The following is a 13,541-nucleotide window of genomic DNA, read 5'->3' as shown; positions in this document are numbered from 1 at the left end:
CGTTACACCTCCAAGTCACTTTTAGTTTGGTGCAGAATGCCTGCTTGGAACTAAAAGTAGATTGAAGGTCACGACGCTTCGTAGACACGGGCGTTCAGCTCGTCGAACGCCGCGCGCAGCTCGTCGCCGCCGCCGAAGCGCTCGCCGATCTCCAGGATGTTGCCGAGATCGGAGTAGGCGTCCGAACGCAGCGCCCGGACGTCCAGCTCCTCGGCGCCCCGAGCCGCGTACTGGTCCAGAACCCTATCGAGCACCTCCCGGGCCTTGGGTGCGAACGAGTCGAGGAACTCGCGATGCCGGACCGAGACGCGGCGCGCCCGCTCCGACCGCGACAGCAGCGGGACCTCCCAGGCCAGGTACAGCAGCAGGTCGATCGTGTCGGCGTCCGGCCGTCCGGCCCATTCGGCGAGGTCCTCGGGATCGATGTGGCTGTCGTCTAGCAGCTTGCGCAGTTCCTGCCTGCTCTTCATCTGCGCCCATCGCCCCATGAGCTGGTGCGGCTCAAGGCGGAGCTTGATGATCTGGTCGCGGACGAACTGGTCGTACTCGACGAGCCGCAGGCCGCCGTTGGCGCTGCTGTCCGACACGTAGAACGCGGTGCCCCACGGCGTGACGGGGACGCCGTCCACGTAGAAGGTCTTAGGGCTGGCGAGGATGTCGTCCACCTCGTCCGGATCGGTGACGAGCGGAGGCAGGGTCCCGCCGTCCTGCTCTTCGTACTCGCCCTCCGGCTCGGCGACGGTCCCGTCATCGCCGGGCACTTCCTCTTCGACTGAGTCGACGATGCGGCCGTCGGTGTCGGTCTCGTCACGGACGACGCGCATCGGCGGGCCGTCGAACTGCGGGTCGTTGAACAGGCGCGTCGCCTCGACGAAGTCGATGATGTCGAAGGTGTACTTGCGCGACTCGGGGAAGAGCCGGGTGCCGCGCCCGATGATCTGCTTGAACTCCGGCATCGACTTGATCACGCGGAACAGCACGATGTTGCGGAGGGTCGGGATGTCGACTCCGGTCGACAGCATCCTGGAGGTGACCGCGATGACCGGGACGTCGCTCTCCTCCTTGCGGAACTCGTCCAGCAGCTCCCGCCCCGGATCGCCGTCCGCTGCGGTGATCCGGCACGCGTACTTGCCGTTGTATCGGCGCGACATGTCGGCGTTGGCGTTGGTCAGGGCGTTCACCATCCGGCCGGCGTGGCCGGTGTTCGCGCAGAACACGATCGTCTTGCCCATCCGGCCCGTCCGGTGCAGGAACTCGGTCAGGTAGCGGGCGGCCTCCTCGGTGCGGTCGAGGATGGCGAGGATCCGCTCGAACTCCTTCGGGCCGTAGAGTTTGTCTGGTATCTCCCGGCCGAGGAGGTCCTTCTGGCCGGGATCTGGGCGCCAGCCCGTCATGTCGACGTTCAGGCGCACCTTGCGGACGCGGTAAGGGGCCAGAAACCCGTCCTCGATGCCGTTCGCGAGCGTGTACTGGTACAGCGGCTCACCGAAGTAGCCGTAGGTGTCGGCGTCCTTGGTGGTGACGGGAGTCGCGGTCAGGCCGAGCTGCACCGCCGGGGAGTAGTACTCCAGGATCTCCCGCCATCTCGACTCCTCGGCCGCGCTTCCCCGGTGGCACTCGTCGACGATGATGAGATCGAAGTAGTCCGGGGCGTACTGGCGGTAGAGGGCTTCCGCGTCGCCGCTGCTGTCGAGTGACTGGTAGAGGGCCATGTAGATGTAGCGGCCCGTCTTGGCGTCGCCTCCCCCGAGCTTGTGCACGGCCTCGCCGAACATGGGGACGAAGTAGTCGTCCTTGGGCTGGTCGATCAGGATGTTGCGGTCGGCCAGGTAGAGGACCCGGGGGCGCCGGGCCTCCGGCCATTTCGCGTTCCAGAGCTTGGCGACGATCTGCGAGGCGACGAGAGTCTTCCCCGTGCCGGTGGCCAGCACGAGCAGCATCCGCTTCTTGCCGGATGCGATGGCCTGAACCGCCCGGTTGATCGCGATGTTCTGGTAGTAGCGCGGTTCCTTCGGGGTGCCGTCCCAGTTGCGGAGTTTCGAGTTGAGCGGGGCCGAGGCCAACCTCGCCTGCTGCTCGTCAGCGAGTTGCCGTTCCTGCCGGTAACGGGTCCACAGCTGATCGGGGGACGGAAAAGCCGCGATCTCGTTCTGAAGGCCGGTGCGGGCGTCGAACTCCAGGATCCGGTGCCCGTTCGTCGAGTAGGCGAAAGGGATGTCCAGCAGGCGGGCATACCGCTTTGCCTGCTCCAGGCCGTCCGCGGGGTCGCGGCGCGAGCGCTTGGCCTCGATGACGGCGATCGGCAGCCCGTCAGAGTAGGACAGGACGTAGTCAGCCTTCAGCGGCCGTTCCTGCCGATGGCCCCGCGTGGTCGCGCGAAGGCGGCCCCTATTGATCGGATACTGGCCGCGGATCTGGTCGTCCTGCCAGCCTGCCGCGTCCAGGGCGGGCTCCACGAAGCGGCGGCACGTCTCGTCCTCTAGGGGGTCCTGGAATCTCGACGTCACCGCACCATTCTCACTCGGACCGCCGACAATTTCGGGCCGATCGGGCCTTCTGCCGCGATCTGGCCTCCCGGGTCGGTGGCGCCACACGTCAATGGCTACTGACAGAGCGTCAGTTGGACGTCGTGGCGGGTGTGCGGGCGAGTAAAGGTGAGCAGCCGTTCGGCCTCGGCCTCTATCGCTGAGCGGTCCGTCGGCGACAGGGGGCGGAACGGACGGACGGTCAGCGTGACCGTGTCGGCGGTGCTCTTCGCCGTCCAGGTGCCGGTGACCATGCCATCGACCAGGACCGTGGCGGCCACGGCGGCGCCGTCGCAGACACGGCGCCGGACGTCGGCGGTCATGATCCGGGTGCGGTCGGCGTGGGCGAGCAGGGTCGCGTCGAACTCGGGCAGGAGGCGCACGGGCGCCGGGACGTCGTCCTCGGGACGTGGCGCGTCCGGCAGGTCGAAGAGTTCCTTACCGGACGCGTCGGCGAACACGCGCAACTCGGGACGCAGGCGGTCGAACACCTCGCGAAGACCGGCAAGGCCCGACCAGGTCCGGGCGTCGGCCACCGACGCGGGTCCGAACGCCGCCAGAAACCGCCTGACCAGCAGGCATGCGTCCTGGAGCGTCGGTTCCCGGTGGACGCCGGTCCAGTCGGCGCGGGCGAACGGCGTCGCGCCGCGAATGTTCCACGTGCCGCTCGGCGCGGGATGCACCACGGGTTCGAGGTACTGCACCGACCATCCGAGGGCGGCGGGGTCGGCGTCCGGCCACCGGCGGGCGAGGAGCCGCCCGAGTTCGGGGCGGGTGAGCGTCCGGCCGTCGGCGAGCAGGTCGCGGGCCTCGGCGACGAGCGCGTCGAGGTCGGCGCCGGCGACGCGGCGGCCGAACGCGGTGCGCTGCACCCGCCGCAGCAGCGGCGCCAGCTGCGGACGGATCAGCCGGAAGTCCGGCACCGACAGCAGGTGCTGCGTCGCACGCATCAGTGTCGAGCGCACCAGCTCGCGTTTCTCGATCGCCGCCGTCAGGTCATCGATCGCGAAGCCCTCCAGGCGGTTCCACAGCGCGAGGTACGGCAGGTTCGGGTCCTGCGCGTTGAGGCCGAGCAGCCGTTCGACGGCGAGAACCACCGGGAGGTCCGCTCGGCGGAGCAGCAACTGGCGTCCGAGGAGCGCGCGGTTGAGCGCTCGCGCGGACAGGGCCTCGCGAGCGCCCATGTCAGCGCACCTTCCGGAAGAACGCGCGGATGTCGCCGGTCAGGAGGTCCGGCGCCTCCATCGCCGCGAAGTGGCCGCCGCGGTCGTACTCGGCCCAGTGCACGATCCTGTGCTGCCGCTCGGCGAGCGCCCGGATCGTGAGATCACCCGGGAAGATCGCGCATCCCGTGGGGACGGTCGAGATCTCCGCCGGGGCACCCCACTGCGACGCCTCCTTGTACAGCCGGATGGACGACGCCGGCGTGTCGGTCAGCCAGTAGATCGTGACGTTGGTGAGCAGGGCGTCCCTGCCGACCGCGTCCTCCGGAAGCCGCTTGGCCGGGTCGCTCCACTGCTGGAACTGGTCGGTGATCCAGGCGAGCAGCCCCACCGGCGAGTCGTGCAGACCGAACGCCAGCGTCTGCGGCCGCGTCGACTGGATCGCCGCGTACCCGAACCGCTCACCGGACGGGTCGGTCAGGACGGCGAGCCGCTCCTTGTCTGCCTCGTCGAAGCCGTCGTCGTTGCCGTCCCAGGACGGGAACGTCATCGGGCCGTTCATGTGGACCCCGACGACGCGCTCGGGGGCCATGCGCCCGAGCTGGGGCGAGACGAAGGAGCCGACGTCGCCGCCGTGCGCGCCGTACCGCTCGTACCCGAGCCGGTCCATCAGCCCGGCCACGACCTCGGCGTAGCGTGCGGTGTCACCGTCGCCGGGCCTGCGCGTCGGGCCGGAGAACGCGAACCCCGGCAGCGACGGGACGACCAGATGGAACGCGTCGGCCGGGTCGCCCCCGTAGGCCCGCGGGTCGGTGAGGGGCCCGATCACTGCCAGGAACTCGGTGAACGTCGCGGGCCAGCCGTGGACGAGCACGAGCGGCAGCGCGTCCGCCTCGGGCGACCGGACGTGCAGGAAGTGCACCCGCTGCCCCTCGACCTCGGTGACGTGATGCGGGTACTCGTTCAGCGCGGCCTCGTGCGCGCGCCAGTCGTAGCCGGTGCGCCAGTACTCGGCGAGGTCCTTGAGGTAGGAGACGGGGACACCGTGGTCCCAGCCCACCCCGGGAAGCTCGTCCGGCCAGCGGGCGGCCGCGAGCCGCGCGTTCAGGTCGTCGATCCGATCCTGCGGGATATCGATGGTGAAGGGACGAACGCCCTGTTCGGAATTCATGCGGACGACGCTAGAAGCAGGTTAGGACGAATTCGTTCCTAAGTAACTGGCATATTTGGATTCATGCCGGACACATCCGCGCGGCTGCTCAGGCTGCTGTCGCTGCTCCAGACCGGCGGGGACTGGTCCGGTCCCGAACTCGCCGAAAGGCTGGCGGTCACCACCCGGACCGTCCGCAGGGATGTGGACCGGTTGCGGGAACTCGGCTACCCCGTCCACGCCAACCGGGGCACGGCCGGATACCGGCTGGGGGCGGGCGCGTCACTGCCGCCCCTGCTGCTGGACGACGACGAGGCGGTCGCGGTGGCGCTCGGGCTGCGGACGGCGGCCGGAGGATCCGTCGCCGGGATCGAGGAGGCGTCCCTCCGGGCGCTCGCCAAACTCGAACAGGTGCTTCCGTCCCGCCTGCGCCACCGGGTGGCGACGCTGGCCCGGGCCACCGTCCGGGTCGGCGCCCGCGCCCCCGAGGTGGACGCCGACACGTTGATGACCATCGCCGACGCCTGCCGCCGGCACGAGCGGCTGCGGTTCGGCTACGCGGGCCCGCGCGGAGACACCGTCCGCCAGGTCGAGCCGCACACCGTGGTCAATTTCGGACGCCACTGGTACCTCGTGGCCTGGGACCCCGACCGCGACGACTGGCGCACGTTCCGCGTGGACCGCATGAGCCCGCGCCTCCCGGCGGGCCCCCGCTTCCCGCCCCGCGCCCCTCCGGACGGCGACGTGGCCGCCTACCTGGCGCGCCGGCTGTCGGTCAGGTCGTGGGCCTGCCAGGCGACGGTCACCCTGCACGAACCCGCCGACGCGGTCGCCGACCGCGTGTGGCCGGGCATGGGAGTCATCGAGGCCGTCGACTCCCGCAGCTGCCTCCTCCACGTGGGCGCCGACACCCCGTCCGCCCTCGTATGGATGATCACCTCCGTGGACGCCGACTTCTCCCTGACCGCGGGCCCGCCCGAACTGGCAACCGCCCTCCGCGCCCAAGCCACTCGCTGCCAGAACGCCGTCGACCACCTCTAACTCTTTACAGGGTCCTGGGCACGCTCTGGGGAAGTGGACGGGACGGAGCGGCCGCGCGCCCCCAGCGTGACCGCCGCGGCGACGATGACGGCGGCCGCTGCGAACCCCGTCGTCGCAGGCCAGCCGAACCGTTCGACGGCGGTGGCGCCGAACGCCGTCCCCAGGCTTCCGCCGACGAAGTAGACGAGCATGTAGGCGCTGTTGAACCGTGCGGGCGCCGCGGGATCGATCGCGAGGACGGTGCTCTGGTTCGCGACCTGTGCGGCGAACAGTCCCGCGTCGAACAGCGCCAGGCAGAGCAAGGTCGCCGGGGCGCTCGGGAGGGCGACCCCGACGACCGCCGCCGCGGCCCCGGCGACGGCCAGGCCCAAGAGGATGACGCGCCGCGCGCCGACGCGATCGGTGAACATGCCCGCGACCCGGGTGGCGGGGATGCCGAGGAGTCCGGCGAACGCGTACAGGCCGATGCGCTCCGCCGAGTACGAGTACGGGGGCTCCGACAGCGCCACCGCCAGCCCGGCCCATACCGCGCAGAACGCGAAGAACCACAGGGCACCGCGGGTCGCAGCCGACCGCAATGCCGTGTACCGGACGAACAGGCCTGGAATCGACTTCAACGTGGCGAGATATCCCCGCTCGACTTGTCCCCGGGTGCCCGGGACCACCAGCGGCAGGCCCACCGCGACGGCCGCGCAGGCCGCGGCGAACACCATGAGCATGCCGCGCCAGCCGATCACCTCGGCGAGCCAGCCGCCGACGATGCGGCCGGCGAGGATCCCCGCCGAGATCCCGGCCGTCAGGATCCCCAGCGTCGCCGCCCGCCGATGCGGGGACGCCAGCCGTCCGACCATCGAACTGAGGGCCGCGCCGACCGCCGAACACGCCCCGATCACGCCGGTCGACGCGCCCAGCACCCGCACATCGCCGACGACGGCGCTCACGAACAGGGCGGCCGCCAGGACCCCGACCTGCGCCGACAGCACCCGCCTCGGAGGGAACCGGTCGACCAGCGGGACGAGCAGGCCGAGCCCGACCATGTAGCCCATCGGCCCGCACGCGAGCGCCACCCCGACCGCGCCGAGCGAGGCGTGCAGCGAATCCGCCACATCGGCGATCGCCGGCTGCAACGGATAGATCGTCGCCGTCCCGAGCCCGGCCGCGAGCGACATGAACCAGACGACGGGACCGGGCAGGTCACGGCGCCGACCGGCACCGGCAAGATCAGTTTCCACGCCCCGACGGTAGGAAGCGCGGGCACGACCACGCTGGCAGGAATCGGACGTCGACGTCCCCGCGACGACAGGTCGGGCCGGGTTCGTGAACGGTGGAGAAGGTCAAAGGGTCCGGTAGGCGTCTTTGGCCCCCACTCGGCCCGCGTACTCTGCCAGTCCCTCCGTGGTCTCTCCCGCCCAGCCCACGTAGCCGTCCGGGCGGATCAGGAAGACGCCCGCGCCGTACACCTGCGCCGTGTACGTGTCGAGGTCCGTGTCCACCGTCAGCAGGGTCCAGTGCGGCCCCCGGAACGCGTCGAACAGCCGTGTCCCCTTCACCGTCCCGTCCGGTGCGCGGTCGCCCGCCCGCACCGGGCCCGGGGCCTCGCGGGTCTCCTCGGCGAGCGAGGAGGCCCGGTAGCCGAGGTTGAGCTGGCGGGTCGCCTCGCCTCGGCGGGTCTCGCCGCGGTGAACGCTCGTCGACAGCCCGAGCATGGCGGCGGCGATCGGGCGCCGCTCCTCCTCGTAGCTGTCGAGGAGTGCGGCGGGCGCGTCGCCCCGCAGCACGGCGCCCAGCTTCCAGCCCAGGTTGTAGGCGTCCTGCACGCTGGTGTTGAGGCCCTGGCCGCCGGCCGGCGAGTGGACGTGCGCCGCGTCCCCGATGAGGAAGACCCGGCCCTGGCGGAAGCGGTCCGCCAGAGCCGCCCGCGGGCGGAAGTCCGAGGCCCACCGGACCTCGGTCACGTCCTCGGGGGCGAGGTGCGAGCGGGTGGCGACGACCTTGCGTACGCCGTCGAGGGAGAGGTCCACCGCGGTGCCTTCCGGGAGCCGCGCCACGAGTTGGAAGTCCTCCGTGCCCGCGAGGGGGCAGACCGCCATGAAGCCCCCGTCCTCTGCCGGGAACATGTGCCAGTTGTCGCGGTCCAGATCGGGGATACGGACGTCTGCCACCAGCATCGGACCCGGATCGACCGTCTCGCCCGTCATGCCGATGCCGAGCGCCCGGCGCACCGCCGAGCGCCCCCCGTCGGCGGCGACCACGTACCCGGCCCTCAGTTCTGGCCCCTCGGCGAAGCGCACGGTCACGCCGTTCTCGTCCTGTGCGAGGCCGACCGCCTCCCGGCGGAAGGCGACCCGTCCGCCCAGCTTCCGCAGCCGCGCCAGCAGGATCTCCTGCGTGCGCCACTGCGGCACCATCCAGGGTTCGGTGTACGGCGCGTCCTCGGTCGGCTCCGCCGGGTCGAACATCTGGTGCTCGCCCATACGCCGTCCGTCCTGCCAGATCATCCCGACCGGGTGGACGCCGCCGGCCGCTCGGATCGCGTCGAGGACGCCGAGGTCGTCGAAGACCTCCATGGTGCGCGGCTGGAGCCCCTTGCCGCGCGAGCCGGGGAACAGCCCGTCGCCCTGCTCGACGACGAGCGCGTCCACCCCGCGCCGGGCGAGGTCGACGCCGAGAGCCAGCCCGCTGGGACCCGCGCCCACCACCAGTACGTCCACCTGTGCGGCCATGCGTCCACGCTCCTTAATGCCGTTAAGTTCAGTTGGATGCGAGGATGACCTTAACGGCGTTAAACTGTCAAGCGTGACCACCAGACGGCGTGCACCCCTCGACCGCAAGCGGGTCGCGGACGCCGCCCTCAACCTCCTGAACGAGGTGGGCCTGGAAGGCCTGACGCTGAGCGCCATCGGCCGCGAGCTGGGCGTCCAGGCACCTGCCCTGTACTGGCACTTCAAGGACAAGCAGGCCCTGCTCGACGAAATGGCCACGGAGATGTACCGCCGGATGGTCGCCGGGACCCCCCTCCATCCCGACGACACCTGGCAGGAACGGCTGCGCAAGTCCAACCACGGCTTTCGCGAGGCACTGCGCGCTTACCGCGACGGCGCCAAGGTCTTCAGCGGCTCACGCTTCACGGGCATCGAGCACGCCGAGCAGATGGAGGACAACCTGCGCCTCTTCACCGCCGCCGGCTTCACTCTCGCCCAGGCGGTCCGCGCGACGTTGACGACGTACCTGTACACGATCGGCTTCGTCATCGAGGAGCAGGGCGTCGAGCCCCTCCCCGACGAGCGGCGCGAGGGCTTCGACGTCGAGGAACGCGCCCGGATGATGGCCGACTTCCCCCTCTCCGCCGCCGCGGGCCCCGAGATCTTCACCGACTACGACCGCCACTTCGCAGAGGGCCTAGAACTACTGATCGCAGGCATCACCACCCAATACGGCATCGACTGACCGGCGCCCGGGCGGGTAACGGCAGCCCCGGCTCTCGGCCCAGGCAGCCGAGACCTGGACGATCACGATGTCCCGGGGACTCGGCAAGCACCGGAAGCCCAGCCCCGGCCCCAACGGCTGCACCGGCTACCGAAACGCCGGCCGACCAGGCGAGCTGAGCGATCGCATCCCGGCGAAGTCTCGGACTCACACGCATGTCCGGAGTTTGTCGCCCGCTTCGCCGTCCGTTTGACGGCGTTGACCCGGCACTGGCGACGACGACATGGCGGACGCCGGTCTCGCGCTTCAGTATCGAAGACGGAATAGCGCTCACTGATCAATGGATCGTGCAATCCCTGTGGATTCGCGCTTTCATGGACGGCGGTGTGACCGGCCGCAGACCCCGCGCGGCACCGGACACCCCAGGCTCGCATGCGACGAGGCGGGCCGTCGCCGGGTTCATCTTGGGGAGAGGGCCGCAGCGTGGGCGTGGAGCATTCCACCGGGACCGACACCAAAGCCGAGGATGCCGATCGGCCCAAATCGTCCGACAAGCCGCCCGGGCCGCCACCCGACAATCCTGGCGCGCCCGACCAGCCGTCCCGTCTGAAGAGCCTCGCTCGCGCCCGCGAACCCGCCCCGCAGGAGAACGGGCCCCAGCAGGCAGCGGCCGAAGACAGTGGCGCCCGGCCCACGGACGCAGACAAGGAGAAGGCGAGCGCGCCAGGGACCCAGGACAAGCCGCGGGACGCAGCCAATCCGAAGGTGGAGGCAAGCGGTTCCGAATCCGAGGACGAGTCGAAGCAGGACGAACGCGTCCAGGAAGCGCGCTCTGGTGACGCCGGGAAGCAGACCGATGCCAGGGTAGGCGGCGGTGAGGCCGAGGGCGGACGTGACGACAAAACCACTGCCACACGGACCGAGGACGTCGGCGAGAAGGCCGAGACGCGTGACGACCCCGCATCATCGACACGGCAGTACACCATGCCGGCCGACAACCCCGGCTCCCCGAACCAGCCGTCGCGACTGGAAAGCCTCGCTCGCGCTCGCGAACCTGTCCGGCAGGAGAACCGACCACAGGAGACCGAAGCCACAGACGCCGGTAGCCAGCCGCCTGCAGAACCCGCCGTCGAGCCTGCTCCGTCACCGCCGGAGAACGATGACTCGAAGACCGAGCGTCCGCAAGAGCAGGCCCCAAGTCCTCAACAAGACCAGAAGCCGGGCACCGACATGCCGCCGCCCGCCTCGGTGTCGGGAAGTGAGAACGCCCGCGACGTGGCAGAAGGCGTTTCACAGGAGCCCGTGAGTCAACCGGAAGACCTGCCCGGTGACGATCTTCGCGCGGGGGCCGGTGAGCCGGACGGCCCGGCGGCCTTCAACAGCTTGGACGACGTGGTGGACGAACTGGACAAACAAGTCTCCGGGGAAAGTCCAGCCGACGACAACGGGAGTATCGTCGACTTCGACGAGGACGTCCTTGAACGCGGGATACCGGATCGGCTGAAACAGCTTGCCGCCAAGCTGGGGCGAAGCGATGAACCGAAGGAATTGAAGGGCACGGTCGATCGCCCGGACTTTCAGGATCCAAGAGAAGAACCTGAGTATATCCCCGACCGTTATGGCACGCCGCTGGATCGTGCTGATGGTACACGTGTACCGCTGTTCAACGGTGAACCTGCCCGGGAACAGGCAAAGCAGGGGATCCTCGGCGACTGCGGCATAATCGCTACCCTTGGGGCGGTCGCCGAAAAGTATCCTGAAGCCATCCGGAACTGTGTGCGAGAAACTGAAGACGGCAACTATGAGGTCCGCTTCAACGAGGCCAAGTATTCGAAGTCAGCGCAGCGTTACGAGTCGACCGGGCAGTCGATCACGCTCACGGTGACACCTGAGGTGCCGATTAAAGATGATCGGCCCCATATGCCTGCATTTGCTGCAATTACCGCAGCGGGTACGGCTTGGGCACCGGTTCTGGAGAAGGCGATCGCCGGGCTGGATCAGACCTGGAGTGCCGAACGTCTGGATAGAGCGAACCGGATATGGAAAGCGCAGGGCAAGCCAGGGGATGCGCCGACCGGTTATGTGCGATTGAATCAGGGCAGCAGTCCCGAAGAGCGTGCCGAACTGCTTACTGGGCTCACGGGTCACCCTGCCAAGACTGTCGACTTTCCGACTGGATATGATAACAAAGGGCGAAGCGCGGACCGCAGGCTCCAGGACGAAATCGTCGGCCTGCTCTCCCAGGGAAAGCCCGTGCTGGTCGGGACACGCGAGCTGGGCAAAGGTGAATCAAACCTCCCGAACAAACTCATCGCCAAACATGCCTACGAGGTCACCAGGGTTGATGATCAGGGAAATCTATACCTGTACAATCCCTGGCACAGAAGTCATCCCTCGCCGATGACGATCAAAGAATTCAAAGCCAACATCCGGCACCGCTACACCACGATGGAGTGAGCATGGCAGTCGAGAGATTCGGCCTGAAGCAAGGCACTCAAACCTCTATAGATGAGGATCTGGAGATTGGGTTGATGAGTGCGCGCAAAGGAGACGACGGTAGGGTGCCAGAGGTTCTTGTCTCCGTTAAAGACGATGGCGAGCGCGAGTTGACCCTCCATCCTGGAGACACGTTTCTGATTGGGGACCAGACTTGGAGGCTTGAGCGAGTCGAAGAGGCTGGCTTGGACAGGCTCGGCGCCATTTTTGTGAGGATTGAGTAGTGTCTTCAGGTGACGCACGGTGGCGATCACCCGTTCCGAATGCGGTTCGACGCGCTCAGCTGTTTCTGACTTCGGAATCTTGACGGTCAACCGCGGCGGAGCAGGCGGCGTTTATGGGGTGGCGGAGTGTCGTCGGGAGGCGGGAGGCGGGAGGTATTCCTGGACGTGCACCTGCTCGGCTGTGGTGATCCGGGCAAGTTTTGGACTGGAAGAGGCGGGGTGCTCACCTCCACCAGCCACGATCCGTCGGCGACCCGGAACACGCTCCGAGCGGGGGTTGCGCCGTGAGGTACGTAGAGCGACTCGGGGACGTGTTCCATGGCCAGAGCCCGTGCCCGTGCGTCGGCGATGGTGCGGTCGCCCTCCACGGGGATCGTCTTGACGAGCTGCCAGTTATGGTCGTCGCTCCCGAGGGGAATCACTTCCTCGACGAGGACCACGTACCGTTTGGCCGTTTCCGGCGGCGTGTCTCTGACCATGAACGCAAACCTAATGCCCTTCCTGAGGCGCACGAAGGTCTCTGTGCGCGGTGATGGCAGGCGGGCTCGCGATCTACGGCCGGGGTTCTAAGGCGCACTGCGTCGCTGTCGCCGGGTTGGTGTGGGTCGGTGGTTCGCGGTTCGCATGGCCAGTGAAGTCAGGCTCTGGGCCAGGAGGTCCGGGGCGGGGCTTCGATCAGTCGGTCTGGGAGGCCGGGGACGAAGGCCCACCATGAACGGGTGTAGATCCCGTACCAGACTTGCAAGCCGGGGATCCAAGTCGTCAGGCCGGCTGCCGGGTTCATCGGCTCGGCTCCCCGCTGGACGGTTGGGCCGCTAGTGCTGCGCGTAGTTCGTCCTCGGAGTCGGCTATGACGGTTGCGGGCATGGTGAGCTTCGGATCGCGTCGGACCGCGCCCCAGTACTCGCCCTGCTGGGATATCCACACCATCCAGGCGGGGAAGTCTCGCTCGATCCCGGCCGTTCTCATGTCTTTCATTGGTTGACCTGCCCCTTCGCGGCCGAACTCGTTGGTCTGCGTTCGATTCGTGGGACAGAATGCAGTCGATCGATTACTGTCGGCTACGAAGCTGTTTCAATTGGACGTCCACCCCCCGACGCCCCCGTCAACCGAGTGCCGGAGGCCCCCGCCATGGCCAGCGACCAGCACCACCCCGACGCGCTGCGCGTCCACTTCGGTGAAGAGCTGCGCAGGATGCGCCAGCGCGCGAAGCTGTCCCAGAACCAGCTCGCAAGCGCCCTCGGCTGCACCCCGCAGTGGATCTGCCAGATGGAGAAGGCGGACAAGGCCGTCTCCGAGCAGACGGCCCTCGACCTGGACACCTACTTCAAGACCGACGGTTCAGACCAGGACGACGGCCACTTCCACCGCCTCTACACCGCCATCCGCCGCGCCGGCCGCCATCGCGTCCTGCGCCCCAGGGGTCTGTCCAGTTAACGGTGTAACTCGATCTTGCGGGGTCTAGTTGCGGGCGGCGGCCAGGCGGCCTTCGAAGGTGATCTCGAAGGCGTTGAGG

Annotated in this window: 11 protein-coding genes; 5 read left to right on the top strand and 6 right to left on the bottom strand. The window is 68.6% G+C overall.

The features are described from left to right. Positions 1 to 68: 68 nt before the first annotated feature. The 3 genes from hsdR to AB0C21_RS42090 form a co-directional block, all read right to left on the bottom strand. Positions 69 to 2,507 (bottom strand): EcoAI/FtnUII family type I restriction enzme subunit R, encoded by a 2,439-nt coding sequence (gene hsdR, locus AB0C21_RS42100; protein ID WP_500211997.1) that lies wholly within the window; start codon positions 2,505 to 2,507, stop codon positions 69 to 71. A gap of 95 nt (positions 2,508 to 2,602) precedes the next feature. Then, positions 2,603 to 3,709 carry a winged helix DNA-binding domain-containing protein gene (locus tag AB0C21_RS42095; RefSeq protein WP_500211995.1) on the bottom strand — a complete coding sequence of 369 codons (1,107 nt, stop codon included), beginning with the start codon at positions 3,707 to 3,709 and terminating at the stop codon, positions 2,603 to 2,605. A gap of 1 nt (position 3,710) precedes the next feature. Beyond that, on the bottom strand, positions 3,711 to 4,859 hold the full coding sequence (locus tag AB0C21_RS42090) for an epoxide hydrolase family protein (RefSeq protein WP_500211993.1): 1,149 nt from the start codon (positions 4,857 to 4,859) through the stop codon (positions 3,711 to 3,713). Between the two features lie 63 nt (positions 4,860 to 4,922). Between AB0C21_RS42090 and AB0C21_RS42085 the strand changes: the two genes are divergently transcribed. Continuing rightward, positions 4,923 to 5,879: a helix-turn-helix transcriptional regulator gene (locus AB0C21_RS42085; protein ID WP_500211991.1), complete on the top strand. Its 957-nt coding sequence runs from the start codon at positions 4,923 to 4,925 to the stop codon at positions 5,877 to 5,879. Here the strand turns inward: AB0C21_RS42085 and AB0C21_RS42080 are convergent. Then, positions 5,876 to 7,111: an MFS transporter gene (locus AB0C21_RS42080; protein ID WP_500211989.1), complete on the bottom strand. Its 1,236-nt coding sequence runs from the start codon at positions 7,109 to 7,111 to the stop codon at positions 5,876 to 5,878. The two genes, AB0C21_RS42085 and AB0C21_RS42080, sit on opposite strands and share 4 nt — an antisense overlap. 102 nt (positions 7,112 to 7,213) lie before the next feature. Then, on the bottom strand, positions 7,214 to 8,602 hold the full coding sequence (locus tag AB0C21_RS42075; RefSeq protein ID WP_500211988.1) for an FAD-dependent oxidoreductase: 1,389 nt from the start codon (positions 8,600 to 8,602) through the stop codon (positions 7,214 to 7,216). A 73-nt stretch (positions 8,603 to 8,675) separates the two neighbouring features. Between AB0C21_RS42075 and AB0C21_RS42070 the strand changes: the two genes are divergently transcribed. From AB0C21_RS42070 to AB0C21_RS42060, 3 genes are all read left to right on the top strand, one after another. Further along, positions 8,676 to 9,326: a TetR/AcrR family transcriptional regulator C-terminal domain-containing protein gene (locus AB0C21_RS42070; protein WP_500211986.1), complete on the top strand. Its 651-nt coding sequence runs from the start codon at positions 8,676 to 8,678 to the stop codon at positions 9,324 to 9,326. Between the two features lie 462 nt (positions 9,327 to 9,788). Continuing rightward, positions 9,789 to 11,762: a calpain family cysteine peptidase gene (locus AB0C21_RS42065; RefSeq protein ID WP_500211984.1), complete on the top strand. Its 1,974-nt coding sequence runs from the start codon at positions 9,789 to 9,791 to the stop codon at positions 11,760 to 11,762. 2 nt (positions 11,763 to 11,764) lie between these two features. Then, positions 11,765 to 12,025 carry a DUF6406 domain-containing protein gene (locus AB0C21_RS42060; protein ID WP_500211983.1) on the top strand — a complete coding sequence of 87 codons (261 nt, stop codon included), beginning with the start codon at positions 11,765 to 11,767 and terminating at the stop codon, positions 12,023 to 12,025. A gap of 86 nt (positions 12,026 to 12,111) precedes the next feature. Here the strand turns inward: AB0C21_RS42060 and AB0C21_RS42055 are convergent, their stop codons facing one another. Further along, complete coding sequence (locus AB0C21_RS42055) at positions 12,112 to 12,537, bottom strand: hypothetical protein (protein WP_500211982.1); 426 nt, start codon at positions 12,535 to 12,537, stop codon at positions 12,112 to 12,114. A gap of 619 nt (positions 12,538 to 13,156) precedes the next feature. Between AB0C21_RS42055 and AB0C21_RS42050 the strand changes: the two genes are divergently transcribed. Further along, positions 13,157 to 13,462 (top strand): helix-turn-helix transcriptional regulator, encoded by a 306-nt coding sequence (locus AB0C21_RS42050; RefSeq protein ID WP_500211981.1) that lies wholly within the window; start codon positions 13,157 to 13,159, stop codon positions 13,460 to 13,462. The last annotated feature ends 79 nt before the right edge of the window (positions 13,463 to 13,541 follow it).

Origin of the sequence: Spirillospora sp. NPDC049024, assembly GCF_040649235.1 — a bacterium.
Classification (GTDB): Bacteria; Actinomycetota; Actinomycetes; order Streptosporangiales; family Streptosporangiaceae; genus Spirillospora.
This window is presented reverse-complemented; position numbering and strand designations above follow the sequence as displayed.

What these genes read in the sequence shown, in the direction of transcription:
- AB0C21_RS42060 (WP_500211983.1), top strand. Translation starts at nt 11,765, where the DNA reads ATGGCAGTCGAGAGATTCGGCCTGAAGCAAGGCACTCAAACCTCTATA.
- AB0C21_RS42050 (WP_500211981.1), top strand. Translation starts at nt 13,157, where the DNA reads ATGGCCAGCGACCAGCACCACCCCGACGCGCTGCGCGTCCACTTCGGT.
- AB0C21_RS42085 (WP_500211991.1), top strand. Translation starts at nt 4,923, where the DNA reads ATGCCGGACACATCCGCGCGGCTGCTCAGGCTGCTGTCGCTGCTCCAG.
- AB0C21_RS42090 (WP_500211993.1), bottom strand. Translation starts at nt 4,859, where the DNA reads ATGAATTCCGAACAGGGCGTTCGTCCCTTCACCATCGATATCCCGCAG.
- AB0C21_RS42095 (WP_500211995.1), bottom strand. Translation starts at nt 3,709, where the DNA reads ATGGGCGCTCGCGAGGCCCTGTCCGCGCGAGCGCTCAACCGCGCGCTC.
- AB0C21_RS42075 (WP_500211988.1), bottom strand. Translation starts at nt 8,602, where the DNA reads ATGGCCGCACAGGTGGACGTACTGGTGGTGGGCGCGGGTCCCAGCGGG.